Raw genomic sequence first — 24,815 nt, forward strand, 5'->3', positions numbered from 1 at the left:
TACGGTGGACCGGCCGAGCATTCGGCATCGACCCGCGCGCGAGGGAGCCGTAGGGGTGCGACCCGGCTGGAGCGCCCCGCAGACGACCGAGTGATCAGCACAGACCGAGGTGGGGGCACAGCAACGCCATGGCACAGGGCACGGTCCAGGTGACGCACACCGGTACATCGAGGTGGCGGCGCCGCACAGGTGAGTACGCGTCGCTCGCCGCCGCCCTGGAGGCCGCGGCCGAGGGCGACGTCCTCACCATCGCCCCGGGCACCTACCGGGAGAACCTCGTCGTGCAGCGTGCGGTGACCCTGCGCGGTCCCGAGGGCTCCCCCGGTTCCGTGCGCATCGCGCCCCTGGACGGCGTGCCGTTGACCGTGCGGGCCTCGGCCGTGGTGCAGGACCTGCACGTGGAGGGCCAGGACGCGGCGGCGCCGGCGGTGCTCGTCGAGGAGGGCACCCCGGAACTGCTGGACCTGCGCATCGTCACGCGGTCCGCGGCCGGTGTCGAGGTGCGCGGCGGCGCGCGTCCGACGGTCCGGCGGTGCACCGTCGACAACCCGGCGGGCATCGGCATCGCCGTGGTCGACGGCGGTGGCGGAGTCTTCGAGGAGTGCGAGGTCGTCGCGGCCGGGCAGGCGGGCGTCGCCGTGCGCGGCGGAGGCCACCCGCGGCTGGAGCGCTGCCGGGTGCACCACACCTCCGGGGCCGGCCTGAGCGCGACCGGCGACAACTCCGCGCTGGAGGCGGTGGGCTGCGAGGTCTACGAGGTCCGGGGCAGCGGCGTGCAGATCACCGCCCGCGCCACCGCGCACCTCACCGACTGCGATGTGCACCGCACCACCGCCGACGGTGTCACGCTCGACACGGACGCCGTGCTGACCCTCGCCGACTGCCGTATCCACGACATCCCGGAGAACGCGGTCGACCTTCGCTCGCGCTCCGTCCTCACGCTGACGCGGACGACGGTGCGTCAGTTCGGGCGCAACGGCCTGTCGGTGTGGGATCCGGGCACCCGCGTCGACGCCAACCAGTGCGAGATCTTCGACAGCACCGGGGACTACCCGGCCGTATGGGTCAGCGACGGCGCCACCGTGGTCCTCGACTCCTGCCGCGTGCACGATGTGCCGGACGCGTTGTTCGTCCTCGACCGCGGCTCGCGCGCGGACGTCGTCGACAGCGACCTCTTCCAAGTGCGCAACACGGCTGTGTCGGTGAGCGACGGCGCGACCGCCCAGCTCGACGACTGCCGGATCCGGGACGCGGCGACCGGCGCCTGGTTCCGCGACCACGGCAGCGGCGGCACCCTCAACAACTGCACCGTGGACGCCACCCAGACCGGCGTGATCGTCACCAAGGGCGCCGACCCCACCGTGGAGCGCTGCACCGTCGACTCCCCCGCCGAGGCGGGCTTCTATGTGTCGGCCGGCGGCCGCGGCAGCTTCCTGAACTGCCGGGTCACCAACAGCGGCGGCTACGGCTTCCACGTCATAGACGGCTCTCGTACGACGCTGCGCAGGTGCCGGACCGAGCGCTGCGCGCGCCGGGGGTACGAGTTCGCGGACGCCGGCGCGGACGCCGCGGCCGGTTCCGGACCCGTGATCGAGGACTGCACGAGCGACGAGAGCGCCGGCGTACCGGCGCCGGGCGCGCGGGAGACGGCCGTGGAAGCGGCGCCCGACTCGCCGGGGCTCCTCGGCGCGCTACCCCAGCAGCGTGCCACCGTGCCGGAGGCGCGGCCGGCCGCGGCCGAACCCGAGCGGCAGGCGCGTACCCCCAAGGACGTCATGGGCGAACTCGACGCCCTGGTGGGCCTGGAGAGCGTCAAGCGCGAGGTGCGGGCGCTGACCGACATGATCGAGGTGGGCCGGCGCCGGCAACTGGCCGGCCTCAAGGCGGCGTCGGTCAAGCGGCATCTGGTCTTCACCGGCTCCCCCGGCACCGGCAAGACGACGGTCGCCCGTCTCTACGGCGAGATCCTCGCCGCGCTGCACGTCCTGGAGCAGGGCCACCTCGTCGAGGTGTCGCGCGTCGACCTGGTCGGCGAGCACATCGGCTCCACCGCGATCCGCACCCAGGAGGCGTTCGAACGGGCGCGCGGCGGTGTGCTGTTCATCGACGAGGCCTACGCCCTCTCGCCGGAGGATGCCGGGCGCGACTTCGGCAAGGAGGCCATCGACACGCTCGTGAAGCTGATGGAGGACCAGCGGGACGCCGTGGTGGTGATCGTCGCCGGGTACACGGCCGAGATGGAGCGGTTCCTGTCGGTCAACCCCGGTGTGGCGTCCCGTTTCTCCCGGACCATCACCTTCGGCGACTACGGCCCCGACGAACTGCTGCGGATCGTCGAGCAGCAGGCCGAGGAGCACGAGTACCGGCTGGCACCGGGCACCGCGGAGGCCCTCCTGAAGTACTTCACGGAGATCCCCAAGGGGGCCGCCTTCGGCAACGGCCGTACCGCACGCCAGACCTTCGAGGCGATGGTGGAGCGCCACGCGAGCCGCGTCGCCCACGTCCCGGACCCGAGCACGGACGACCTGACCCTCCTGTACGCGGAGGATCTGCCGGAACTGCCCGGCTAGCCCCCGGCCTGCGCGCGCTGCGCCGGAACCTCCGGGTGCAGGCGGGACAGCAGCCGTTCGCGTTCCTCCGCGAAGGCCGGGTCCGCCTGGTAGTCGGAGTGGCCGAGGATCGGTGAGGGCAGGGGGTGCGCCTCGGTACGGCCGTAGGCCAGCGGGTCGGCGAGGGCGGCTCGGTCGACCTCGGGACCGCAGTCGTCGCCGGACAGCCGGACCGGGCCGCCGATGGGGTCGGTGGGGCGGTGGAGGTTCCGCCAGCAGTCGATGTCCTCGTGCAGGGCGTGCAGCGCGGCCGGACCGAAGTGGGCCGGGAACCAGCGGCCGTAGAGGCGCTCGATCGGGGAGCCGTAGGTGAGGAGGGCGACGCGGCCGCGGTCGGCGGGGCTGAGCTGCCAGGCCGCCGCGGCGGCGAGGACGCTGCCCTGGGAGTGGCCGGAGATCACGAGGCGTCCGCCGGTCGCGCGGGTCCAGGTGGCCATGCGCCAGGTCAGGTCGGGCACCGCGCGCTCGGCGTAGCAGGGCGGGGAGAAGGGGTGCGCGGCGCGCGGCCAGAAGGTGCCGACGTCCCAGAGGATGCCGATGGTGCGCCGCGCGGAGGCGTCCTTGTAGGCGCGTCGGCCCCAGGTGACGAAGAGTATGAAACCGAGCCCGATCAGCCAGGAGCCGAGTGCCTGGCCGGTCTGGGCGGCGCCGTGGACGAAGGGGTGGGCGTCCTCGGCGGCCCGGTCGGGGGTCCTGCCGGTGGCGAAGGCGCCGACGAGCGCGCCGGCCCCGAGCAGCAGGGTCGCGGTGGACGTGACGGCGACCAGGAGCGGGGCCCGGTCGGTGAGCGTGGCCATGGCGCGGGCGCGGGCGATGCGCTGGGTGCGGGCCGGGTCGCCGGGCTCGGCGCCGTACTCGTGGGCCACCGCGACCCGCTCGGCGCGGGCCAGCCGCAGGGCTCCGCGGGCGAGCAGTGCGCACAGTGCGAGCAGCACGATCAGCAGCGCCGGGATCACGGACGCCTGCCAGGTCAGCAGTACCGGCGGTCCGGCGAGGTAGGTCCCGGTGCCGTCCAACCAGTCCGAGACGCGCTGGGACACCCCGCCGGACATCACGCCGCCGAGGGCGCAGGCGAGCATCGCGACGGCGGGTCCGCCCAGGCCGTGCAGGGCGGCCCGGCCGTCCGGATCGCTCCCGGACCCGCGGTACAGGGTCGAGGCGACGACGGCGAGGGCGATGACCAGCGCGCCCTGGAGGAGGGCGATCCCGCCGAAGGTCACGTCGCCCGGGAGCCGGCCGGCCGACCGCCACTCGGGGCGCTCCCACCCGGCGTACACGGAGGTGAGGGCGAGCAGGACGAGGGCGGCCAGGGGCAGGCGCCGTACGAGGTGGGCGTCGAGGCGGCGGTCCAGGCGGTGTTCGCTGCGGCCCCGGCGGCACACCACCCAGACCGTGGCGAGCGCGCCGGCCGCGAGGGCGGCCTCCAGGGCCCGTCCGAGGACGTCCAGCAGGGCGGGTCCGCCGGGCGCGCGGTCCTGGCGTGCGGCGGCGGTGCCGACGGCGGCGGCCACGGTGAGCAGGCCGGCCGCGGTGTGGGCCGCGCGGAGCCGGGCGACCAGGCGGCGCCCGTACCAGAAGCCGGGGCGGCCGAGGGCGGTGTGGCCGAGCACGTCCTCCGGTTCCGTCCCGCCGTTCGGCGGCTCCTGGGACTCGTACGCCCGCCAGGTGCGGTGGGACAGGTACCAGAGCAGGACCGTGAGGGCGGTCGGGACGACGGCCGCCAGGGCGAGGCGGCGGCCGGGCAGGCTCCACCAGCCGCCGTCGGACACCGCCGGTGACAGGAAGCCCAGCCAGGAGTGCCGTTCGGCGCACGCGCGCGTGCCCGCGCACTGCCAGGCCGTCAGGTCCAGGGCGACCTCGCAGGCGGCGGCGACGAGCAGGACCGTCAGGGTCAGGCCGGTGAGCCGCACCAGCAGTCCGTACAGGCGGACCGTGCGGGTGCGTTCCCGGGCGGCGGGGCGCATCCAGTGGGCGAGGTTGACGACCATGAACGGCAGCAGCAGGAGCCACAGGGCGCGGGTGCCGTTGCCGGAGGTGAGGTTGGACCAGACGTACGCCTCGGGCACCGGCCGGTCCCCCGGGCCGCCGGCCGCCGCGTCCGCCGCCTCGGCGTCCACGTCGTCCTCGCGCCGGTACACGGCGGCCGTGTCGTCGCCGGTGATCCGCACCGTGCGCGGATCGTTCAGCATCTTCTCGGGCGTGGCTCCGCCCACGCCGTGGACCAGGAGTTCCAGGGCGGCTTCGGCCGCCGGGCCGGTCTGGGCTCGTTCCTGCGCACGTTCCACTGTTCTGGCACTTCCCCCGTGACGCGCTGTCGCTCTGTGTGCGTGCGGCACAAGGATCGCCGCTGAGCGATGTGCGCACACCCGTTGTCACCGAATCTCCCCCGTTCCGTGTGGGGAACGGGACCGTCGGGTGTCGCCGGCGTGACATGCGCGCGACGGGTGGGTGGTGGCACGGCCGGTGGTGGCCCGTGCGAGGATGGGACGCCCGCGCCGCCGCCGACCGGCAGAATGCCCTTGTCGGGGCAGGTGCGGGGGCGTGTCGGACGGAGTGGATCGGCTTGAGTCGAGAGGACCGGAGCGTACGTGAGTGAGAATCAGAACCTCCTCGCGGAGCAGCGGCGCGCACTCATCCTGGACGAGGTCCGGCGCCGGGGCGGTGTCCGGGTCAACGAGCTGACCCGCAAGCTCGGCGTGTCGGACATGACGGTGCGCCGCGACCTCGACGCGCTGTCCCGTCAGGGTGTCCTGGAGAAGGTGCACGGCGGTGCGGTCCCGATCGTGGAGGCGAGCACTCACGAGCCCGGCTTCGAAGCCAAGTCCGGCCTGGAGCTGAGCGCCAAGGAGGACATCGCGCGGGCCGCCGCGGAGCTGGTCGTGCCGGGCAGCGCGATCGCGCTGTCGGGCGGTACGACGACGTACGCGCTGGCCCATCAGCTGGTGGACGTGGCGGATCTGACCGTGGTGACGAACTCGGTGCGGGTGGCCGACGTCTTCCACGTGGCGCAGCGCTCCTCGGGTCCCCGGCAGGGCGCGGCCACGGTCGTGCTGACCGGCGGAGTACGCACGCCGTCCGACTCACTGGTGGGCCCGGTCGCCGACCAGGCCATCGCGGCGCTCCATTTCGACCTGCTGTTCCTCGGCGTGCACGGAATATCGGCCGAGGCCGGTCTGTCGACGCCGAACCTGGCGGAGGCCGAGACCAACCGGCGGCTGGTGCAGTCGGCGCGCCGGGTCGTGGTGGTCGCGGACCACACCAAGTGGGGTGTGGTGGGGCTGAGTTCGTTCGCGGCGCTGGAGCAGGTCGACACGCTGGTGACGGACGCCGGGCTGCCGGGCGCGGCCCGCGCGGAGATCTCCGAGCATCTGCGGCGACTGGTCGTCGCCGGAGAGCCCGCCGACGGTGCAGACATCTGACGGGACGCCGGTTAGGGTGACGCACCCGTTTCCTCGGTCCTGAGGAGTTGCCCGCATGGCTCACCGTCTGCGTCCCGAAGGACTCGGCTTCCTCACCACCGCGCCGGTACGGCTCGTCTTCGTGGAGGAGGTCTCCGCGGCACCGGAGCAGGTCTTCCACGCACTGGCCGAGGACGTGGCCGGGTGGGCCGCATGGTTCCCCGCGGTGACGTCGGCGCGGCCGGTCGACGACGGTGCGGGGCGCGACGTACGGCTCAGGGGCGGGACGCGGTTCCGCGAATCCGTCCTCCTGGCGAAGGAACCAGAGGCGTACGCCTACCGGGTCGACGTCACCAACGCGCCGGGGACGCGGGCCCTCGTCGAGGAGTGGCGGCTGGCGCCGGCCGGTTCGGGGACGCGGGTGCGGTGGACGTTCGCCGCGGACGGGACGGCGGCCTTCCGGGGGGTGCTGCGGCTGGCCCGGCCGGGCATGGGGCGGAGCTTTCGGGACGCGGTGACGCGACTGGACCGGCGGATCGCCGGGCGGGCGTGAGGAGCGGCCGGGCAGCGGTTGACGGCGTGCCCGCTCAGTCCGCCCAGACCCCCGTCGCCAGCAGGGAGTCGATCGCCGCGCTGTACGGGCCGATGTCCAGGCCCTGTTCGGCGAGCCAGGTGTCGGAGTAGTACTTGTCGAGGTAGCGGTCGCCCGGGTCGCACAGCAGGGTGACCACGCTGCCCTGTCGGCCCTCGGCCACCATCTCGGCGACGATCTTCAGCGCGCTCCACAGGCCGGTGCCCGTCGAGCCGCCCGCCTTGCGGCCGATGGCGCCCTCCAGGGCACGGACGGCGGCGATGCTGGCGGCGTCCGGGACCTTCATCATCCGGTCGACGGCGCCGGGCACGAAGCTGGGCTCCATACGGGGCCGCCCGATGCCCTCGATGCGTGAGCCGCAGTCACAGGTGACGTCCGGATCGCCGGTGGTCCAGCCCTCGAAGAAGCAGGAGTTCTCGGGGTCGGCGACGCAGATGCGGGTGTCGTGCTGGGTGTAGTGGACGTAGCGCGCGAGGGTCGCGGAGGTGCCGCCGGTGCCGGCCGTCGCGACGATCCACGCGGGCTCCGGGAACCGCTCCGACTCCAACTGGCGGAAGATGGATTCGGCGATGTTGTTGTTGCCGCGCCAGTCCGTGGCCCGCTCGGCGTAGGTGAACTGGTCCATGTAGTGGCCGCCGGTGTCGGTCGCGAGGCGGGCGGACTCCTCGTACATCTTCCGTGAGTCGTCCACGAAGTGGCACTGTCCGCCGTGGAACTGGATCAGGCGGATCTTCTCGGGGCTCGTCGTGCGGGGCATGACGGCGATGAAGGGCACGCCGATCAGCTTGGCGAAGTAGGCCTCGGAGACGGCCGTCGAGCCGCTGGACGCCTCGATCACCGGGCGGTCCGGCCTGATCCAGCCATTGCACAGGGCGTACAGGAAGAGGGAGCGGGCGAGCCGGTGCTTGAGGCTGCCGGTGGGGTGGGTCGACTCGTCCTTCAGGTAGAGGTCGATGCCCCACCGCTCCGGCAGCGGGAAGCGCAGCAGGTGGGTGTCGGCGGAGCGGTTGGCGTCGGCCTGGACCTTGCGGACAGCCTCTTTCAGCCAGCGGCGGTAGGCGGAATCGCTGCGGTCGACGTCGAGAGTCACGCCGGTCCGGGTCTGCTGGGGGCTGGTCACGGCGGGCTCCTTCGTGCTGGGCTCCGGCGGCGCCTCACACGGCCGGAGCCTCGATCATAGGCACCTTTCACACGCTTCTCACCTGCATAAACGCATCTTTGAGGGCCCCAAAGGAGGACCTGGGGACGGAGGGCCCGCCGACGGGGGGGCGCATTCGCGCGAGTGCTCCGGCCGCCCCGGACCGTGCGTCGTGCGTACTGGTGCCGGACGCCCTGCGCGGGCAGACTGCACCCGGCGGGACGGAGGTTCCGCACGGGACGATCCACACTTGATCACGACACCCCGCAAGGGGACGCACACTGGGACACGACACGAGCTGGTTTCCGGCCCACTCAGTAGCACGGGCCGGCACACCCACGCGCAAGGGGGCGGGGATGGCGGAGCCGGAGTTCACGGCGAAGGGCGTACGGATCGGGAAGCGACTGCGCTCGCTCACCCGGGCCGGACAGGTCCGGATCAACGACGGCAGGCTGGAGTTGCTCACCAGCTACGGCAGCGAGATCGACAGCGCGCCGGTGCAGGCGGTACGCGCCTCCCGGCCCTGGTTCGCCCCGGAGGACCGGGCGCTGGCCGACCTCAACGGCAACCGGTACCTGCTGACCCTCGGCGACCACGACCCGGCACCCGGTGAGCCGGGGCCGCCCGCGGCACGCCGGTTCATCGAGGCCGTGCGCAGGGCGGCGGGCCGCAAGGGCTGAAGGGCGGTCGAGGCGCTGCGGGCCGAAGGGCCGCGTTTCCTGCGGGGCCGGGCAGCCGACCGGACCCGGAGTGGCCGCACGGCCACCGCGAGTTGCGCTCTCCCGCCCCTTGCGCCACGCTGGTCTCACGTCACTCTGGGTTTACCGGCGATAACGCTGCGAACCAGCCCGCCGGCCATGACAGCAGGCGGCCGCCCTAGCGCAGACGTACTGCTCCGATCGATCCGAACTCCGTGTTCTTCCGGACCTCAAGTCGGGGAGTCGCAGCCGTGATCAGTAACCCAAGCAGGCATTGCACGGTAGAGCTCCAAGCCCTGCCGTCGCGGATCGGCCAGGTCCGCAGAATCGTATCGGCGCAACTGCGCTACTGGCATCTCGATCCCCTCATAGACCGGGCGGCACTCGGCGTGACCGAGCTGTTGACCAACGTCCATCTGCACGCCCAGCCCGACAAGACGTGCACCGTGGAGCTGGAACTGCTCCTCGACCGGCTCACGGTCTCGGTGCGCGACCACGACCCCCGGCTTCCGGAGGTCGACGACATCGAGGCGGTCGACTCGTTCGCCACCTGCGGGCGAGGGCTCGCCATGGTTGCCGCGGTCAGCGAGGACTGGGGCGCCCGGCCGGACGGCGAGTCCGGCAAGGTCGTCTGGTTCACGCTTCCGGCGGCGGTCGTGGCACCTGAGCGGACGGCTCGGCCTCCACGCCGGCTGGCCGCGGACCGGCTGTTCCCGGAGGTCGTGACGGTCGGCGACCTCAGCCCCGCACATACTCCCGCCCGGCCGGCCGTCGTCGGCTGACCGCGCGGTGATCCCCTTGCCGTACGGCGGAGTCACCGACGTGGTGATCCGCGCGTGCGGCGGGGTCATGTACGCGGCTGGGCGCTCGGCGCCGCCCTTCGCGACCGGGATCACTCCGTCGCGACGGCCCGCAGTACGTCCGGGCATGCAGCGCGCCGGACCGGGCGCAGGCCCGCCAGGGCGCCCGCGGCGAGGCCCACCAGGGCCCCGACGGCGAGCTGTGCGGGCGGGAGTGCGAAGGCGAACGCGCTGTCGCTCGCCCCGTCGGAGGCCCGGACGAGAACCCCGCCGAGGAAGGTGCCGAGCAGCAGGCGCCCGTGGTGCCGAACCCGGCGACCAGGACCGACTCCCGGCGGAGCATGGCCCGCGGCTGGGACCGGGTCCGGCCGACGGCACGCGGCACGCCTGGTTCACGGGTGCGCTCGTGGACGGCGAGGATGAGGGTGCCGTCCGGCCGGGAAGGCCGCGGTCGCCCCGTCCAGGGCGCGTACGGCGGTGTGGCCGGCTCCGTACACCTTCACGGCGTCGGTGTCCCGGGCGGCGGTCCGGGTGGTGGTGGCCGTCGGCATCACGCACCCGCCCCGCGGCCGAACTGCTCGTCCAGGACGGACAGCCGGCGCCAGTACTCGTCCTCGTCGATCTCGCCGGAGGCGAAACGGCGGCCGAGGACCGCGAGGGGCGAGTCGCCCTTCGGGCGGAGGTCGGCGGCCCAGGGGCCACGGCGGCCGCGCCACACCGTGCGGCGCAGGAGGGTCACCATGCCGATCACGACAGCGGCCCAGATCAGCGGGAAGAACAGGATCCACGGGCCGGGGCCGCCGTCCCAGTTCGCCAGGGTCTGCATGTCGGGTCATCTCCCAGGTAGGTCTTCCGGTGATGCCTCGAGACTCCCGCCGGGAGGGGGGTCGGGTCGTCGTACGGGCAGCGGCAGTACGGCTACCTCCCGGGGAGTACGCGCGTGCGTGCCGGCTGCTCCCCGCGTGCTCGACTCGTGCTCGATTTCTGTAACTACTAGTATGTACAGTTGGGCTGTGAGCACTGCGGAGAGACTGATCGAGTCCACCCGGGAGCTGCTCTGGGAGCGCGGTTATGTGGGCACCAGCCCCAAGGCGATCCTGGAGCGCGCCGGCGCCGGGCAGGGCAGCATGTACCACCACTTCACGGGGAAGCCGGACCTCGCCCTGGCGGCGATCCGGCGGACCGCCGAGGAGCTGCGGGCTGCCGCCCAGGGCGTGCTCGACGGGCCCGGAACCCCGTACGAGCGCATCGAGGCCTATCTGCGCCGCGAGCGGGACGTGCTGCGCGGCTGCCCCGTCGGCCGGCTGACGATGGACCCGGACGTCATCGCCAGCGACGAGCTGCGCGCGCCGGTCGACGAGACCCTCGACGCGATCCGCGAGCGCATCGCAGGGATCGTCGAGGAGGGCAAGGAGCAGGGCCAGTTCGGGCCGGAGCTGGACGGCGAGGCGATCGCGGCGGCCGTCCTCGCGACGGTGCAGGGCGGGTACGTCCTCGCGCGCGCGTCCGGCTCGCCCGCCGCCTTCGACGCGGGCGTCCGCGGCCTGCTCTCCCTCCTCCGCCCCCAGGACCACCCCACCGTCTGAGGAGTCCCGATGCACGCGATGCAGTACGAGCTGACGCTGCCCGCCGACTACGACACCGGGATCGTCCGCGCGCGCGTGGCCCGCGTCGGACACCTCCTGGACGACTGGGAGGGCCTGGGCGTCAAGGCCTACCTGCTGCGCGAGCGCGGGGTGCACGGATCGCCGGTCAGCCAGTACGCGCCGTTCTACCTGTGGAACACGACGGAGGGCATGAACGCCTTCCTGTGGGGCGGCCCCTTCCAGGGCCTGAGCGACGACTTCGGGCGTCCTGCGGTACGGCAGTGGACGGGCCTGGCGTACGAGGAGGGCGCCGCCGCCGGTTCCCCGGCCCTGTTCGCCGTACGACGCCGTGCGCCGGTGCCGGACGGGGCGGTGCACGCCGAGGTGGCGCGGGAGGCGGCCGAGGAGGCCGGGCGGCTGGCGCGGCAGGACGGGGCGGTCCTCGCGGCGGCGGCCGTCGACACCAGCCGGTGGGAGACCGTGCACTTCTCGCTGTGGGAGCACGGCACGCCGAAGGCGGACGGGGACCTGTTCCAGGTGCTGCACCTGTCGGCGCCGGGGCGCTCGGCCCTGCCCGCCGGCCGCCAGTGGTGACCACCGTCCGTACGGTCCTCGGGGACGTGCCGCCCGAGCGGCTGGGCGTGTGCGACGCGCACGACCACCTTTTCTTCGGCAGTGCGCTGCTGCCCGGCCAGGAGTTGCGGAGCGTGCCTGCGGCCCGTGCCGAGCTGGCCGCGTTCCGCGCCGAGGGCGGTGGCGCGGTGGTCCAGTGGACGCCGTACGGGCTCGGGCGGCGCGCGGCCGATCTGCCGTCGTTGTCACGGGAGTCGGGGGTGCACTTCGTGGCCGCGACGGGACTGCACCAGGACGCGCACTACGACGAGGCCACGCGCGCGGGACTGCGGGGGCGGCCGGCCGAGGTGTTCGTGGCGGAACTGACCGAGGGCATCGGCACGTCGGGGGTACGGGCCGGGTTCGTCAAGGTCGCGGGCGGGTTCCACGGCCTGGACGCGTACGCCCGGCGGACCATGACCGCGGCGGCCGAGGCCCACCACGCGACGGGCGCGCCGATCGCCGTCCACCTGGAACTGGGCACCGGCGCGCTGGACGTACTCGACCTGCTGTGCGGGGCGTTGGGCGTGCCGCCGCACCGGGTGGTCCTCGGACACCTCAACCGCTCCCCCGACGGCGTGGTGCACCGGCAGGCCGCCGCGACGGGCTGCTATCTGGCCTTCGACGGTCCGTCGCGGGCCCATCACGCCACCGACTGGCGGATGCCGGAGGCCGTACATGCCCTCGTCGAGGCCGGGTTCGGCGACCGGCTGCTCCTGGGCGGCGACACCACGACCGCCGGGGCCCGCTCCGTCGACGGCGGCCCCGGGATGCCGTATCTGCTGCGGCGGGTGGCTCCGCGGCTCGCCGTCGCCGTGGGCGAGCAGGTCGTGCGGCGGATGCTGACGGAGAATCCCGGGCGGGCCTTCGGCGTGCGGTGGAAGTAGCCCTTGCCCGACAGAGGGGGGCCATGGCCCGATCGTGTCGATCTCCGGCCCGCCGCGCGGCTGCCGTGGGGGGCGGGCGCGCCGAGGATGGGCTGCGACCCGACACGCCGTCCACGAGGAGCGCCCGGCCATGGCCCTGGAGATGCGCGACCGCTGCGAGCGCTGTACGACGGCGGCCCTGCCGCACGACGCACCCGCCCGGATCTGTTCCTACGAGTGCACCTTCTGCGTGCCGTGCGCCGAGGCCATGGGGCACGTCTGCCCAACTGCGGGGGCGAGTTGGTGGCCCGGCCGCGCCGCGCCGTACCGGCGTGACGCTGCGGCCGGGCCGTCCCGTCACGAGGACGGCTGGTCGCTGTCCTTCATCGCGCCCCAGCCGTGCCAGCGGTCGACCTCGATCACGGCGCTGACGCGGGCCCGGACCCGGTCCGGGTAGGGGTTGCCGGTGTAGTGCGCGGAGATGCGGTCGATGTCGGCAAGGCCCTCGTCGTCGCGCAGCTCGGTCACGCGGCCGATGAGGGTGACGTGGGTGTACCAGTTCTCGCCGTCCAGGACGGTGAGTGTGACGCGGGGGTCGCGGCGCAGGTGCTTCAGCCGGACCCGGCTCTCGTCGAGGCTGATCAGGACCCGGCCGTCGTCCCACACGTACCAGGTGGGCGTGGACACGGGGGTGCCGTCGGAACGCAGGGTCGCCATCACGCAGGGGTTCGGGCGGTTCAGCAGTGCGACGGCCTCGGGCGGCAGTGGCGGCTTGGACATGCGGCTCCTCCTCGGGGGCTGGGGCGGGACACGGCTCGCCGGCCGGTCAGGCGGGCGGCTGGTCCTCGAAGCTGGCGAAGTAGGCGGCGACCATGTCCTCGTCCGCGTGGCCCTGGACGACGGCGCGCTCCAGGCGGTCGGCGCCGGCGGCGGCCACGTCCAGCCGGACACCGCGCTTGGCGCCCGCCTCGACGATCAGACGGGCGTCCTTGGCCGCGGTCGCCACGCCGAACTGCGGCGGTGTGAGCCGGTCTTCGAGGACCAGTGCGGACTTGGCGCGCAGATAGCCCATGTCCAGGGGACCGCCGGCGATCAGCTCGAAGAAGTCGTTCGGGTCGACGTCGAGGGCCTTGGACAGGGCCAGTACCTCGCCGGCCGCGGCGGTGGCCGCGATCACCCAGCTGTTGGCGACCAGCTTCAGGCGGGTGGCGGTGCCGGCCGCGCCGTCCTCGCCGGTCCACACCGTGCGGACGCCCACGGCGTCCAGAACGGGCCGCACGGCGGCGCGGTGGGCGTCCGGTCCGGCAGCCAGCACGGTCAGCTGACCGGCCTCGGCGGGCTGGCGGGTGCCCAGCACGGGCGCGTCGAAGAAGACGAGGCCGTGGTCGCGGGCGAAGGCGGCCAGGTCCTCGACGGCGTCGACTCCGGCGGTCGTCGACTGCACCCACGCGGTGCCGGCCCGCAGTCCGGGGGCCGCCGCACGCATGGCCTCCAGGGCGGCGGGCCCGTCGTGGACCATGGTCAGCACCACGTCGGCGTCACGGACGGCGTCGGCCGGGCTGTCGGCGACGGCGATGCCGTCGGCGGCCAGCGGCTCGGCCTTGGCGCGGGTGCGGTTCCAGGCGTGGACGGTGTGTCCGGCGCGGGCGAGGTTGCGGGCCATCGCGGCACCCATGATGCCGGTGCCCAGCACACTCACGGTCAGCTTGTCGGTCATGACGTCAACTTCCTGATCCATCGAGCGGGGGTACTTCGGACGGTACGGGACGAGGCGGCGTCACTTCGACGCGGCACGCACCAGGCCGTCCAGCCATGCCTGATGACCGTTGAGCATCGGATCGGGCCGCAACTGTGCCAGGGCGGCGGCGGGCGCGCCGATCTGCGTCTCCTGGGTCAGGATGTGCACGCGGCCACCGGGCAGGTCCTCCACCAGCCAGGCATGCAGCACGTCCAGCCGCTCCTCGGGCCGCCGTCCTGCTTCGCCGTCCAGGACAGGCCCCCGGGGACGCCCTCGGCGGGCGCCCGGAGCCGGACGACGTGGGCGTCCAGGGGCGGGAAGCCGAAGGTGCCGAAGCCGAAGGCCAGGCCGTCGGTCAGCCGCGGGCCGCCGCCCTGCGGGAAGGAGGTGTCGGCGACATCGTCGTAGTCGCCCTCCCACTCGGAGGTGTCGACGAGGAAGGTCCAGACGCGGGCCGTGGTCAGGCCACCGGCATCACGGTGACGTGGTCGGACGACCGGTCGGCGTGCCGATGGTCCGTCACGACCCTGTCGACGGTGTCACGTCGTACGCCGGACGCGAGGGCTGGAGCGTCGACGAGCCGGCGTGTCCCACACGCCCGCCCGACGGACCGAACTCGCGCCGGACCAGGCGCGCCACTTCGCGGGTGACGACGCACCGGGCGCCGGCCGCGACGGCTGGCTGACGGCGTCGATGGAGGACTTCCGCGGGGTCGCGCGGCCGAAGCGGCGGCCGCTCCCCCGCTATCTGCCGCTCAGCGCCGCCAGCGGATCGTCCAGCACCGGCTGCCAGGCCAGCTCCGCCGCTCCGACCAGGCTGTTGTGGTCGAGGGAGCAGGCGAGGATGGGGACGCCGCCGCTGCGGCCCCACAGGCTGCGGTCGGCGACGACCACGCGGAGCCGGTCGGGGTCGGTGTCCAGGAGGGTGCGGTGCAGGCCGCCGAGGATGATGCGGTCGGGGTTGAGGATGTTCACCAGTCCCGCGAGGCCCAGGCCGAGGCGGTCGATCAGGGCCTCCGCGGCCGTACGGACGACGGGGTCGGCGTACTCCTCGCGGATCAGTTCGTTGGCCTGCTGGAGCAGGGAACCCTCGGGGCCGGGCTCGCGGCCGGCTGTGCTGAGCAGGGCCAGGGGGTCGGCCTCGACGTCGAGGCAGCCGCGGCTGCCGCAGTGGCAGGGGCGGCCCTCGGGGTTGACGGTGAGGTGCCCGACTTCGAGGGCGAGGCCGGAACTGCCCGTGTGCAGGCGCCCGTCGAGGACCAGCGCGCCGCCGACCCCGCGGTGCCCGGTGGCCACGCACAGCAGATCGCGGGCGCCGCGTCCGGCACCGTGCCGGTGTTCGGCGAGGGCGGCGGCGTTGACGTCGTTGACGGCGAAGGCGGGACCGTCGACGCCGGCCGCCCGGACCCGCTCGGAGAAGATCTCCCGTACCGGCGCCCCCGCCGGCCAGGCGAGGTGGAGCGGGTTCAGCGCCAGGCCTTCGGGTGCGGTCACCGCGGACGGCACGGCGAGTCCGGCGCCCACACAGCGCCGGCCGGTCCGGCGCAGCAGGTCGGCCCCGGCGTCCACGGCCGCGCCGAGCACCTTGGCGGGGTCGGCGTCGACGGCCTCGCAGCTGGGGGTCGTGGCGACGATCCGCCCGCCGAGGCCGACCAGTGCGGCCCGGAAGCCGTCGGCGTGCACCTGGGCGGCCAGCACGACGGGGCCGTCCTCGTCGACCTCGAGGCGGTGGGAGGGCCTGCCCTGGGAGCCGGCGGCGGCGCCGGGCCGCGCGTCGACCCGGATCAGCCCCAGCGCCTCCAGTTCCGCCGCGACCGCGCCGGCCGTGGCACGGGTGACCCCGAGTTCGGCGGTGAGCACCGCACGGGTCGGCGCCCGCCCGGTGTGCACGAGCTCCAGCGCGGGGCCGAGCGCACCGCGCCCCCGGTCCAACCGCGCTCTCGAGGTGGTCCCTTCCCCCGCCGGCCGGGGGTCCGCCTTGCCGCTCATGAGGGCGAGTCTCCCATGATCCGTCAGGCCGTTTCGTTCGGATCGGATCGGTCCCGGTCCGGGGCTCCAGGTGGCGTCGGGGAAGCCGCCGACCCGCAGGGTGACGTTCAGCCTGCCGGTCAGGCCCAGCCCGGCCGGAGCCGTCCCGGGACACACCCGCGGGACGCCGTGGTAGGCGAGCCGGGAGGGTCCTCCGAACACGAACAGGTCACCGCTGCGCAGCTCGACGTCGGTGTAGGGGCGGGTACGGGTCTCGGTGTTGCCGAAGCGGAACACGCAGGTGTCGCCGAGACTGAGGGACACCACGGGGGCGTCCGACTTCTCGTCGGCGTCGCGGTGCATGCCCATGCGCGCGTCGCCGTCGTAGAAGTTGATCAGCGCGATGTCGTACGCCGCCCGTCCGGCCGCCTCCGGGCCGAGCGTGTCGGTCACCGCCCGCCGGCCCAGCTCGCCGAGCCAGGCCGGGAAGGGCTTCACGGGGGCGCCGTCGCCGTCGACGACCGTTGGGGCGTAGGCGTACGGGTACCAGTGCAGGCCTAGACAGACCTGGCGGGCGGTCATGGTGCCGCCGCCGGGTGTGCGGACGGTGCGCAGTCCGGCGGGCGGGCGCGCCCAGTCCCGGCAGGCCGCCAGCAGCTCCCGTTGAGCGGGCGGGTCCAGCCAGTCCGGCAGGTGCAGGGCGCCCGGCGCGACCTCCGCGCGTTCCCGGGGAAACAGCTCGGTGTCCATGGCACCATCCTGCCCCACCAGGTCTGAGCTGCGGCTGGGCTAGCCTTGACCCACGATGAACGACCGTATGACGACGCCGTGGGGCGAGGTCGCACTGGCCCGCAACCCCGAGGACCCGCGTGACAGGCTGCGCGCCTGGGACGCCTCCGACGCGTATCTGCTGCGCCACCTGGCCGAGCAGGACGTTCCGCTGTCCGGCACGGTCGTCGTGCTCGGTGACCGCTGGGGCGCTCTGGTGACGGCGCTGGCCCGGCACCGGCCCACGCAGATCACCGATTCCTGGCTGGGGCAGGAGGCGACCCGGGCGAACCTCGCCCGCAACGGTGTCGAGCCCGGTTCCGTGCGGCTGCTGACCACGCAGGACCCGCCGCCCGAGCGCGTCGACGTGCTGCTGGTACGGGTACCGAAGAGCCTCGCGCTGCTGGAGGACCAGTTGCTGCGGCTGGCGCCCTCGGTGCACGCGGGGACGGTCGTGGTCGGCACCGGCATGGTCAAGGAGATCCACACCTCGACCCTCCAGCTGTTCGAGCGGATCCTCGGCCCCACCCGCACCTCCCTCGCCGAGCAGAAGGCCCGGCTGATCCTCTGCGCTCCCGAGCCCGCGCTGAAACGTCCCGCCAACCCGTGGCCGTACGGCTACGACCTCCCCGCCGACGTCGGTCCGCTGTCCGGTCGGCCGGTCGTCAACCACGCGGGGGTGTTCTGCGCGGACCGGCTCGACATCGGCACCCGGTTCCTCCTCGGGCATCTGCCGCCGACGGCGGGCGCCCAGCGGGTCGTCGACCTGGGCTGCGGCAACGGCGTCGTGGGGACGGCGGTGGCACTGGCCAACCCGCAGGCCGAGGTGCTGTTCACGGACGAGTCGTTCCAGGCGGTCGCCTCGGCGGAGGCGACGTACCGGGCCAACGGGGTGCCGGGGCACGGCGAGTTCCGGGTCGGGGACGGGCTCGCGGGGGTGGCGGACGACAGTGTGGATCTCGTGCTGAACAACCCGCCCTTCCACTCCCACCAGGCCACGACGGACGCCACGGCCTGGCGGATGTTCACCGGGGCGCGGCGTGTGCTGCGGCCGGGCGGCGAACTGTGGGTGGTGGGCAACCGGCACCTCGGGTATCACGTGAAGCTGCGGCGCCTGTTCGGCAACTGCCGACTGGTGGCCGGTGACCCGAAGTTCGTGGTGCTGAAGGCCGTCAAGCGGGGTTGAGCCGGTTGCTGATCCGCTCCACGGTGTGCGCCATCGCCTCCCGTCCGACGGCGAGGTAGCCGCGCGAGTCGACCTCGTCGGGGTGCGCGGCGAGGTAGTCACGGATCGCTCCGGTCATGGCCTGGTTGAGGGCCGTGCCGATGTTGACCTTGGTGATGCCGCCCGCGACGGCTGCCCTCAGCTCGGTGTCGGGCACGCCGGAGGAGCCGTGCAGGACGAGCGGAACGTCCACGGAGGCCCGCAGCCGCTGGAGGAGTTCGTGGTCGAGGGTGGCGGTGCGGGTGGTCATCGCGTGCACGCTGCCGACGGCGACGGCGAGGGCGTCCACGTGCGAGTCGGTCACGAAGGCGCGGGCCTCGGCGGGGTCGGTGCGGGCTCCGGGCGCGTGGGCGCCGCGCGCGGGTCCCCCGCCCTTGCCACCGATCTCCCCCAACTCCGCCTCGATCCAGAGCCCTTGCGCGTGCGCCCGGTCGGCTGCGGCACGGGTCGAGGCAAGGTTGTCGTCGTAGGGGAGGTGCGAGGCGTCGTACATCACGGAGCTGAAGCCGGCGTCCGCCGCCTCCTGGAGGAGGGCGCCGGTCCGTATGTGGTCCAGGTGCAACGCGACGGGTACGGCGGCCCCTTCGGCTGCGGCAACGGCCGCGCGGGCGAGCGGGCGGAGGCGGCCGTGACGGAATTTCACGGCGTTCTCGCTCACCTGGAGGACGACGGGCACTCCCGCGCTCTCGGCGCCGGCGATGACCGCCTCGACGTGTTCGAGGGTGATGATGTTGAAGGCGAGGACGGCGGTGCGGGCCGCTCGGGCCCTGGCGACCAGGGCACCGGTGGTGGTGAGGGGCACGGGGTCTCCTCGTCCGGAGAGGCGGCGGGGCTCCGAGTGCTGCGGATGCGGGGGCAGCGGGCTCGTTCAGGGATTCCGGGCGGCAAGGGATGCAGAAGGCAAGGGATACAGGGGGCAAGGGGGCACTTCAGGGCGCGAGGATCACCGATCGGGTGAGGTGGCGCGGCCGGTCCGGGTCGAGGCCGCGGGCCTGGGCGACCGCCACGGCGAGGCGTTGGGCACGCACGAGTTCGGCGAGGGGGTCAAGGGCGCCCTGGATCCACAACGCGCCGGTGGCGTGCACCTGTTCGGCCAGCCCGTCCGGCGCCTCGCCGAACATCCAGGTCGCCGTACCTTCGGTGGTGACGCTGATGGGGCCGTGGCGGTACTCCATCGCGGGGTACGCCTCGCTCCAGGCGAGCGCAGCCTCCCGCATCTTCAGGGCGGCCTCGTCGGCCAGCCCGACGGCCCAGCCGCGGCCCAGGAAGGTGAACTGCCCACACTCCAGGAGCCCTTCGGGCAGCGGCTCGGCCAGGGCGGTGCGGGCGTCGGCGACCACGGCGTCGGTGTGCAGGCCGAGGTGGGCGCGGAGCAGGGTGAGCGCGGTGGTGGCGAACCGGGTCTGCACGACCGAGCGTTCGTCGGCGTGGTCGAGGACCACGGTGTGATCGGCCGAGGTCATGACGGGCGTCCCGGGATCGGCGGTGATCGCGGTGGTGCGGGTGTGTCCGCGCAACCGGGTGAGCAGGTCGACGACCTCCGTGGTGGTGCCGGAGCGGGTGAGGGCGACGACCCGGTCGTAGGCCCGGTGGTACGGGAACTCGGAGGCGGCGTGGGCGTCGGTCTCACCGTGGCCCGCGCCTTCTCGCAGGGCGGCGGCGGACCGGGCCATGAAGTAGGAGGTACCGCATCCGACGAACGCGACGCGTTCGCCCTTGGTCGGCAACTCGCGGTGGAACCGGGTGACTTCGGTTGCGGCGCGGGCCCAGCACGCGGGCTGGCCGGTCAGCTCGTCCTCGACGTGGGTCATGTCCCACCCTCCCGACGGTGATGGTTCATGCAAGATAGAGCCACCTTTCGAGCAACTTCAAGCATGCGAACGGAGTCTCCATGTCCCGCGACACCCGGTGGAAGACGCTGCTGGACCTGCTCGTGGAGCGCGGCCGGCTGGATGTCGAGGAGACGGCGGCGGAGCTGGGGGTGTCGGCGGCCACGATCCGCCGGGACCTCGACCAGCTCGCCGAGCAGCAGATGCTGGTGCGTACGCGGGGCGGCGCGGTCGTGCACGGGGTGTCGTACGAGCTGCCGTTGCGGTACAAGACCGCGCGCCGGGCTTCGGAGAAGCAGCGCATCGCGCGGGCGGTGGCGGAACTGGTGGCGCCCGGCGAGGCGGTGGGGCTGACCGGCGGCACGACGACCACGGAGGTGGCCCGCGCGCTCGCCGTGCGCGGTGATCTGGCCGCCGGCGCCCCGGCGTTGACCGTGGTCACCAACGCCCTGAACATCGCCGCCGAGTTGGCGGTGCGGCCCCAGTTCAAGATCGTGGTGACGGGCGGGGTGGCGCGGGCGCAGTCGTACGAGCTGGTGGGGCCGCTCGCGGACGGTGTGCTGGGGCAGATCACGCTGGATGTGGCGGTGCTGGGCGTCGTCGCCTTCGATGTGACGCACGGTGCCGCCGCGCACGACGAGGCCGAGGCGGCGGTCAACCGGCTGCTGTGCGAGCGCGCCGTACGGGTCGTCGTCGCGGCCGACTCCGGCAAGCTGGGCCGCCGCGCGTTCGCCCGGATCTGCACGGCCGACGCCGTGGACACGCTGGTCACGGACGCGGCGGCCGACGCGCGGACGGTACGGCGGTTCGAGGAGGCCGGGATGCGGGTCATCGCGGTGTGACCGCGCCGGGCGTGCGCGGAGGAACACACGGGATCACCGGCGAAACACCGTACGTGACGGACCGAACTCCCCTACCCTGTCGGGGATTTCAAGATCTGACGATTTTGAAGACTTCGTGGAGGTAGAGAGGTGGAAGTGCGCATGTCCCGCACACCGTCAAGACGTACCGTTCTGCGCGGACTCACGGTCACCGGAGCGACCGTGGTCGGCTTCGACCCGGCCGCCCGCGCCTGGGCCTCGGACGCGGCGGAGACCGACGCGCGACTGGCCGGCATCCCGCGTCTGGACGGCACGCTCGTCAGGGACGACGCCTCGCTCAGCGCCGCGTCGGACGACTACGGGCACATCGTGCACCACCGCCCCGCGGCCGTCCTCCGGCCGGGCTCGGTCCGCGATGTCGTCGCCATGGTCCGGTTCTGCCACGAGCACTGCGTGCCGGTCGCGCCGCGCGGCCAGGGGCACGCCCCGTTCGGGCAGGCGCAGGTGCGGGGCGGCCTGGTCGTCGAGACCGCGCCCCTCGCGGCCATCGGTCCGGTGGGACCGGACAGCACCACCGTCACCGTCGGCGCGGGCGCACGGTGGAGCGAGGTGGCCAGAGCCACCCTCGCCCACGGCCTCACCCCGCCCGTCCTCACCGACTACATCGAACTGTCCGTCGGCGGCACCCTGTCCGTGGGCGGCCTCGGCGGCCAGACCCACCGGCACGGCGCCCAGGTCGACAACGTGACCGAACTGAGGGTCGTCACCGGAGCGGGCGAGCTGGTCCGCTGCTCCCCGACCCGCCGCCCCGACCTCTTCCACGCCGTCCTGGCCGGCCTCGGCCAGTGCGGGATCATCGTCGAGGCCACCCTGCGCCTGGTGCCCGCGCCCGAGACCGTACGCCATTACCACCTGACCTACGACGACCTGGAAACCTTCCTCGACGACCAGCGCCTCCTCGTCCAGGACGGCCGCTTCGACTACGTCGAGGGCCAGGTCACTTCGGACGCCGCCGGAGCCTTCCGCGTCTACACACTGGAGGCGGTGGCCTACGGCTCCCCGGTCGGCCCCGCCCCGGACGACGCGACGCTGCTGCGCGGCCTGCGCCACACGCCCTCCGGCGTGCGGTACGAGGACCGGTCCTACCACGACTTCCTCGACCGGCTGGCCCCTCTCGTCGCCATGCTGAAGGGGGCCGGCCTCTGGACGTACGCGCATCCGTGGCTCAACCTCATGATCCCCGGCACGTGCGCCGCCGGGGTCAGCGCACCGCTCCTGGATGCGCTCACCCCGGCCGACCTCGGCCCCGGCGTCATCCTCTTCTACCCTCTGCTGCGCGAGCGTCTCACCACCCCGCTGCTGCGCACCTCGGACGAGCCGGTGTCGTACCTCTTCGACATCCTGGGCGCGACCCCGCCCGACGACACCGCGGCCGTCGACGGCCGCCTGGCCGCCAACCGTTCCGCCTACGAGGCCGCCGCCGCGGCCGGCGGCACCCAGTACCCCGTCGGCAGTATCCCCTTCACCCGAGCGGACTGGCGAACCCACTTCGGCCCGGCCTGGCCGGCACTGAAGGCCGCGAAGCAGACGTACGACCCGCAGGGGATCCTGGTTCCGGGCCAGGGCATTTTCTGAGACCGTCTCCGCGGCGAAGGTGAACCGGTCGGCCGGGGGAACCAGGGCCTGTCTCCCTGCTCACAAGTGGTCCTCACGAACGGCCTCATACGGCTCCGGTCGTGAGCGGAGAAACAGGACCTCGTCGGCCGGGTGCGCCAGTTCGAGGTCGTGGCCGTCGACGTCGCCGCCGGAGACACTGATCCCGGCGGCACGCGGCGGATAGCCGGTCGCGATGACCGTGTAGGGCCCACTGTCGAGGTCCGAGAAGGCGTACGCCCCGTCGCTGCCGGTGGTCGTGGTCGCGACGACGTTGCCGGCGGCGTCGACCAGGGTCACCCGGGCGTCGCCGAGCGGCGCGCCCGCGCCTCGCACGGTGCCCCGCACCTGCGCGCCGGGCCGCAGTTCGACGGCCACCCGCGTGACGCCCGTGCCGCCGATCTCGACGGGCAGTGCCAGCGGCCGGTGCTTGGGCGAGCTGACGGCGAGGGTCACCGGGCCCGGCACCAGGTCGGTGACGGTGAACTCACCGACGCCGTCGGTCTGCGCGGTGGCCAGCACATCGCCCCGCACGTCCGCGACGATGACCACCGCCCCCGCGACGGGCGCGCCGCCGTCCGTCGACCGCACCACACCGGCGAGTCCGCTGTTCCCGCTGAGCAGCACGTCGTACGTCACCGGCGTGCCGCCGACCACGACCGTGGTCGCCTGCGGCTGGTGACCGTCGGCGGAGACGATCAGTACGTACGTTCCCTCCGCGGGCGCCTCGGCGGCATAGGAACCGTCGGGTGCGGCGACCGCGCGGCTCAACTGCCGCCCGCCCAGGGAGATGAGCGTGACCGCGGCACCTCCGACGGGCGCACCCTCCGCGCCCCGCACCCGGCCGCGCACCGGATGACCACCGCCGCCCGGCCCGCCCTCGGCCAGTCCGGGAACCGTCGCCACCAGCTCCGCGACGGCACGCGCCAGCGGTACGGCGACGGCTGCGCCGACGGCCTGCTCAGCACTCCTGGCGGCGACCGGCGCCACACCGCTCGGCTCCACAGCGCCCGCCTGCGGAGCATCTGGCTCCAGGGCGCTCTCCCGCGCCGCTGCCGATTCGGTGGCGTCGCCCGTTCGTCGGCGCGGAATGAACGCGGCGACGAGAACTGCCAGCACGGCCGCGCCCGAACCGACGGCCATGACCACCTTGAAACCGTTCTCGGAAGGCAGCGCGACGGTGCCGAAGGGGGTCGTCATCCGGGCCAGGATCACGCCGGCGACGGCGCTCGCGGTGGAGGTGCCGATGGACCGCATCAGGGTGTTGAGGCTGTTGGCGGCGGCCGTCTCGGAGGGGTCCACCGCACCCATGATCAGCGCGGGCATGGCGCCGTACGCGAAGCCGATGCCGGCGCCGATGACGCAGGAGGCCAGGACGAGCTGCCAGACAGCCTCCATCATGACGATGCCGAGCCCGTACCCGAGGGCCACGACGACCGCGCCGAGCATCAGGGTCGTCTTCGGGCCGCGTGCCCGGGATATCGCGGCGGACACCGGGGCCGTCGCCATCATCACCAGGCCCGTCGGGGCCATGACCAGGCCGGCGTCCAGCAGCGACCTGCCGAGGCCGTAACCCGTCGCCTCGGGCAGTTGCAGGAGCTGCGGGAGGACCAGGGACATCGCGAACATGGAGAACCCGAACGCCATCGAGGCGAGGTTGGTGACCAGCACCTGTCGGCGGGCGGTGGCCCGCAGGTCCACCAGGGGCTGGGCGACACGCAGTTCGAAGACGCCCCACAGCAGCAGCACGGCGACCGCGGCGGCGAACAGTGCGATGATGGTGCCGCTGGTCCAGCCCCAGTCGGCGCCCTTGGAGACGCCCAGCAGCAGGCAGACCAGTCCGGCCGCCATTCCGAGGGCACCGATCAGGTCGAACCGCCCACCGGTGCGCACCTTCGACTCGGGCACGACGGCGGGCACGAGCACGAGGGTCACGACGCCGAGCGCGGCCGAGGTCCAGAAGAGCATGTGCCAGTCGAAGTGGTCGGCGATCAGCGCGGCGGCGGGCAGGCCGAGCGCACCGCCGACGCCGAGGGAGCCGCTCATCAACGCGGTGGCGGAGCCGAGCCGTTCGGCGGGGAGTTCGTCGCGCATGATGCTGATGCCGAGCGGGATGACCCCGGAGGCCAGTCCCTGGAGGGCACGGCCGACGACCATCGGGGCGAGGGTGTCGCTGAGGGCCGCCGTGACCGATCCGGCGACCAGCAGGCCCAGGCTGAGCAGCAGCATGCGGCGCTTGCCGTACATGTCTCCGAGGCGGCCCGTCACCGGGGTGGCGACGGCGGCCGCGAGGAGGGTGGCGGTGACCGCCCATGCCGCGTCGGAGGCCGAGGCGTCGAGCAGTCTCGGCAGTTCGGGGACGATCGGGATGACCAGGGTCTGCATCAGCGAGACCACGATCCCGCCGAAGGCGAGGACGGCGACGAGGCCGGGACGCGGGGCGGGCCCCTCCCCCGTCCGGTCGGGTCGGGGGTGCGCATGGGACATGGGGCCGGGCCTCCGGTCGGGGGATGCG

General features: G+C 73.6%; 21 protein-coding genes and 3 pseudogenes. 12 read left to right on the forward strand and 12 right to left on the reverse strand.

The genetic code is table 11. From position 1 onward, the window contains the following. The first annotated feature begins 128 nt into the window (after positions 1–128). Positions 129–2,570 carry a right-handed parallel beta-helix repeat-containing protein gene (locus ACFWJX_RS18595; RefSeq protein ID WP_383243908.1) on the forward strand — a complete coding sequence of 814 codons (2,442 nt, stop codon included), beginning with the start codon at positions 129–131 and terminating at the stop codon, positions 2,568–2,570. Here the strand turns inward: ACFWJX_RS18595 and ACFWJX_RS18600 are convergent. Then, positions 2,567–4,894 carry a hypothetical protein gene (locus ACFWJX_RS18600; protein ID WP_383243911.1) on the reverse strand — a complete coding sequence of 776 codons (2,328 nt, stop codon included), beginning with the start codon at positions 4,892–4,894 and terminating at the stop codon, positions 2,567–2,569. The genes ACFWJX_RS18595 and ACFWJX_RS18600 overlap by 4 nt on opposite strands. A gap of 303 nt (positions 4,895–5,197) precedes the next feature. Here ACFWJX_RS18600 and ACFWJX_RS18605 point away from each other — a divergent pair, with 303 nt between their 5' ends. Continuing rightward, positions 5,198–6,028 (forward strand): DeoR/GlpR family DNA-binding transcription regulator, encoded by an 831-nt coding sequence (locus tag ACFWJX_RS18605; RefSeq protein ID WP_383243914.1) that lies wholly within the window; start codon positions 5,198–5,200, stop codon positions 6,026–6,028. A 55-nt stretch (positions 6,029–6,083) separates the two neighbouring features. After that, positions 6,084–6,560 carry an SRPBCC family protein gene (locus ACFWJX_RS18610; RefSeq protein ID WP_383243917.1) on the forward strand — a complete coding sequence of 159 codons (477 nt, stop codon included), beginning with the start codon at positions 6,084–6,086 and terminating at the stop codon, positions 6,558–6,560. A 34-nt stretch (positions 6,561–6,594) separates the two neighbouring features. Here ACFWJX_RS18610 and ACFWJX_RS18615 read toward each other — a convergent pair whose 3' ends face one another. Next, a complete protein-coding gene (locus ACFWJX_RS18615; RefSeq protein ID WP_383243920.1) occupies positions 6,595–7,719 on the reverse strand; it encodes a PLP-dependent cysteine synthase family protein in 1,125 nt (374 codons plus the stop codon). A gap of 374 nt (positions 7,720–8,093) precedes the next feature. Between ACFWJX_RS18615 and ACFWJX_RS18620 the strand changes: the two genes are divergently transcribed. Then, positions 8,094–8,417: a hypothetical protein gene (locus ACFWJX_RS18620; RefSeq protein WP_383243923.1), complete on the forward strand. Its 324-nt coding sequence runs from the start codon at positions 8,094–8,096 to the stop codon at positions 8,415–8,417. Between the two features lie 269 nt (positions 8,418–8,686). Next, entirely contained in the window at positions 8,687–9,217 is a 531-nt protein-coding gene (locus tag ACFWJX_RS18625) for an ATP-binding protein (RefSeq protein ID WP_383243925.1), read from the forward strand. Positions 9,218–9,327: 110 nt separating this feature from the next. Here the strand turns inward: ACFWJX_RS18625 and ACFWJX_RS18630 are convergent. Then, positions 9,328–9,662: pseudogene (locus ACFWJX_RS18630) on the reverse strand (FtsX-like permease family protein); the annotation flags it as partial. Between the two features lie 123 nt (positions 9,663–9,785). After that, positions 9,786–10,061: an SHOCT domain-containing protein gene (locus tag ACFWJX_RS18635; RefSeq protein ID WP_383243928.1), complete on the reverse strand. Its 276-nt coding sequence runs from the start codon at positions 10,059–10,061 to the stop codon at positions 9,786–9,788. 172 nt (positions 10,062–10,233) lie between these two features. Here ACFWJX_RS18635 and ACFWJX_RS18640 point away from each other — a divergent pair, with 172 nt between their 5' ends. From ACFWJX_RS18640 to ACFWJX_RS18655, 4 genes and pseudogenes are all read left to right on the forward strand, one after another. Beyond that, positions 10,234–10,821 carry a TetR/AcrR family transcriptional regulator gene (locus ACFWJX_RS18640; RefSeq protein ID WP_383243931.1) on the forward strand — a complete coding sequence of 196 codons (588 nt, stop codon included), beginning with the start codon at positions 10,234–10,236 and terminating at the stop codon, positions 10,819–10,821. Positions 10,822–10,830: 9 nt separating this feature from the next. Continuing rightward, positions 10,831–11,415, forward strand: coding sequence for a DUF4865 family protein (locus ACFWJX_RS18645; RefSeq protein WP_383243934.1), 585 nt, complete (start codon positions 10,831–10,833; stop codon positions 11,413–11,415). After that, positions 11,412–12,320 carry a phosphotriesterase gene (locus ACFWJX_RS18650; protein ID WP_383243937.1) on the forward strand — a complete coding sequence of 303 codons (909 nt, stop codon included), beginning with the start codon at positions 11,412–11,414 and terminating at the stop codon, positions 12,318–12,320. Before ACFWJX_RS18645 ends, ACFWJX_RS18650 begins: the two co-directional genes overlap by 4 nt. A 130-nt stretch (positions 12,321–12,450) precedes the next feature. Continuing rightward, positions 12,451–12,635: pseudogene (locus ACFWJX_RS18655) on the forward strand (DUF1272 domain-containing protein). 21 nt (positions 12,636–12,656) lie between these two features. On the opposite strand, the gene ACFWJX_RS18660 reads toward ACFWJX_RS18655, so the two are convergent. From ACFWJX_RS18660 to ACFWJX_RS18680, 5 genes and pseudogenes are all read right to left on the reverse strand, one after another. Further along, positions 12,657–13,079, reverse strand: a complete 423-nt coding sequence (locus ACFWJX_RS18660) for a PPOX class F420-dependent oxidoreductase (protein WP_383243940.1) — start codon at positions 13,077–13,079, stop codon at positions 12,657–12,659. A gap of 46 nt (positions 13,080–13,125) precedes the next feature. Next, complete coding sequence (locus tag ACFWJX_RS18665; protein WP_383244045.1) at positions 13,126–14,016, reverse strand: NAD(P)-dependent oxidoreductase; 891 nt, start codon at positions 14,014–14,016, stop codon at positions 13,126–13,128. Positions 14,017–14,076: 60 nt separating this feature from the next. Continuing rightward, positions 14,077–14,247, reverse strand: a complete 171-nt coding sequence (locus ACFWJX_RS18670; RefSeq protein WP_383243943.1) for a hypothetical protein — start codon at positions 14,245–14,247, stop codon at positions 14,077–14,079. Between the two features lie 533 nt (positions 14,248–14,780). Further along, the gene (locus tag ACFWJX_RS18675) at positions 14,781–16,025 is read right to left on the reverse strand and encodes an ROK family protein (RefSeq protein ID WP_383244048.1); all 1,245 of its coding nucleotides are present in this window, start codon (positions 16,023–16,025) and stop codon (positions 14,781–14,783) included. Between the two features lie 105 nt (positions 16,026–16,130). After that, positions 16,131–16,754 (reverse strand): annotated as a pseudogene (locus ACFWJX_RS18680) (alpha-ketoglutarate-dependent dioxygenase AlkB family protein); the annotation flags it as partial. 67 nt (positions 16,755–16,821) lie between these two features. Here ACFWJX_RS18680 and ACFWJX_RS18685 point away from each other — a divergent pair. Beyond that, positions 16,822–17,958, forward strand: a complete 1,137-nt coding sequence (locus ACFWJX_RS18685) for a methyltransferase (protein ID WP_383244051.1) — start codon at positions 16,822–16,824, stop codon at positions 17,956–17,958. Here ACFWJX_RS18685 and ACFWJX_RS18690 read toward each other — a convergent pair. Then, positions 17,945–18,799, reverse strand: a complete 855-nt coding sequence (locus tag ACFWJX_RS18690; RefSeq protein ID WP_383243946.1) for a ketose-bisphosphate aldolase — start codon at positions 18,797–18,799, stop codon at positions 17,945–17,947. The genes ACFWJX_RS18685 and ACFWJX_RS18690 overlap by 14 nt on opposite strands. A 127-nt stretch (positions 18,800–18,926) precedes the next feature. Further along, the gene (locus tag ACFWJX_RS18695; protein WP_383243949.1) at positions 18,927–19,808 is read right to left on the reverse strand and encodes an SIS domain-containing protein; all 882 of its coding nucleotides are present in this window, start codon (positions 19,806–19,808) and stop codon (positions 18,927–18,929) included. Positions 19,809–19,888: 80 nt separating this feature from the next. Between ACFWJX_RS18695 and ACFWJX_RS18700 the strand changes: the two genes are divergently transcribed. Next, positions 19,889–20,668 carry a DeoR/GlpR family DNA-binding transcription regulator gene (locus ACFWJX_RS18700; RefSeq protein WP_383243952.1) on the forward strand — a complete coding sequence of 260 codons (780 nt, stop codon included), beginning with the start codon at positions 19,889–19,891 and terminating at the stop codon, positions 20,666–20,668. A 141-nt stretch (positions 20,669–20,809) separates the two neighbouring features. Next, on the forward strand, positions 20,810–22,282 hold the full coding sequence (locus ACFWJX_RS18705) for an FAD-binding protein (protein ID WP_383243954.1): 1,473 nt from the start codon (positions 20,810–20,812) through the stop codon (positions 22,280–22,282). 60 nt (positions 22,283–22,342) lie between these two features. Here ACFWJX_RS18705 and ACFWJX_RS18710 read toward each other — a convergent pair whose 3' ends face one another. Then, entirely contained in the window at positions 22,343–24,787 is a 2,445-nt protein-coding gene (locus ACFWJX_RS18710) for an MFS transporter (RefSeq protein WP_383243957.1), read from the reverse strand. Between the last annotated feature and the right edge of the window lie 28 nt (positions 24,788–24,815).

The sequence above is a fragment of the Streptomyces sp. NPDC058335 genome, from assembly GCF_042723915.1.
Lineage (GTDB): Bacteria > Actinomycetota > Actinomycetes > Streptomycetales > Streptomycetaceae > Streptomyces.

Coding starts and splice junctions, on each gene's coding strand:
- ACFWJX_RS18595 (WP_383243908.1), top strand. CDS start 129: ATGGCACAGGGCACGGTCCAGGTGACGCACACCGGTACATCGAGGTGG.
- ACFWJX_RS18610 (WP_383243917.1), top strand. CDS start 6,084: ATGGCTCACCGTCTGCGTCCCGAAGGACTCGGCTTCCTCACCACCGCG.
- ACFWJX_RS18620 (WP_383243923.1), top strand. CDS start 8,094: ATGGCGGAGCCGGAGTTCACGGCGAAGGGCGTACGGATCGGGAAGCGA.
- ACFWJX_RS18635 (WP_383243928.1), bottom strand. CDS start 10,061: ATGCAGACCCTGGCGAACTGGGACGGCGGCCCCGGCCCGTGGATCCTG.
- ACFWJX_RS18640 (WP_383243931.1), top strand. CDS start 10,234: ATGTACAGTTGGGCTGTGAGCACTGCGGAGAGACTGATCGAGTCCACC.
- ACFWJX_RS18645 (WP_383243934.1), top strand. CDS start 10,831: ATGCACGCGATGCAGTACGAGCTGACGCTGCCCGCCGACTACGACACC.
- ACFWJX_RS18660 (WP_383243940.1), bottom strand. CDS start 13,079: ATGTCCAAGCCGCCACTGCCGCCCGAGGCCGTCGCACTGCTGAACCGC.
- ACFWJX_RS18665 (WP_383244045.1), bottom strand. CDS start 14,016: ATGACCGACAAGCTGACCGTGAGTGTGCTGGGCACCGGCATCATGGGT.
- ACFWJX_RS18675 (WP_383244048.1), bottom strand. CDS start 16,025: ATGAGCGGCAAGGCGGACCCCCGGCCGGCGGGGGAAGGGACCACCTCG.
- ACFWJX_RS18685 (WP_383244051.1), top strand. CDS start 16,822: ATGACGACGCCGTGGGGCGAGGTCGCACTGGCCCGCAACCCCGAGGAC.
- ACFWJX_RS18695 (WP_383243949.1), bottom strand. CDS start 19,808: ATGACCCACGTCGAGGACGAGCTGACCGGCCAGCCCGCGTGCTGGGCC.
- ACFWJX_RS18700 (WP_383243952.1), top strand. CDS start 19,889: ATGTCCCGCGACACCCGGTGGAAGACGCTGCTGGACCTGCTCGTGGAG.
- ACFWJX_RS18705 (WP_383243954.1), top strand. CDS start 20,810: ATGTCCCGCACACCGTCAAGACGTACCGTTCTGCGCGGACTCACGGTC.
- ACFWJX_RS18710 (WP_383243957.1), bottom strand. CDS start 24,787: ATGTCCCATGCGCACCCCCGACCCGACCGGACGGGGGAGGGGCCCGCC.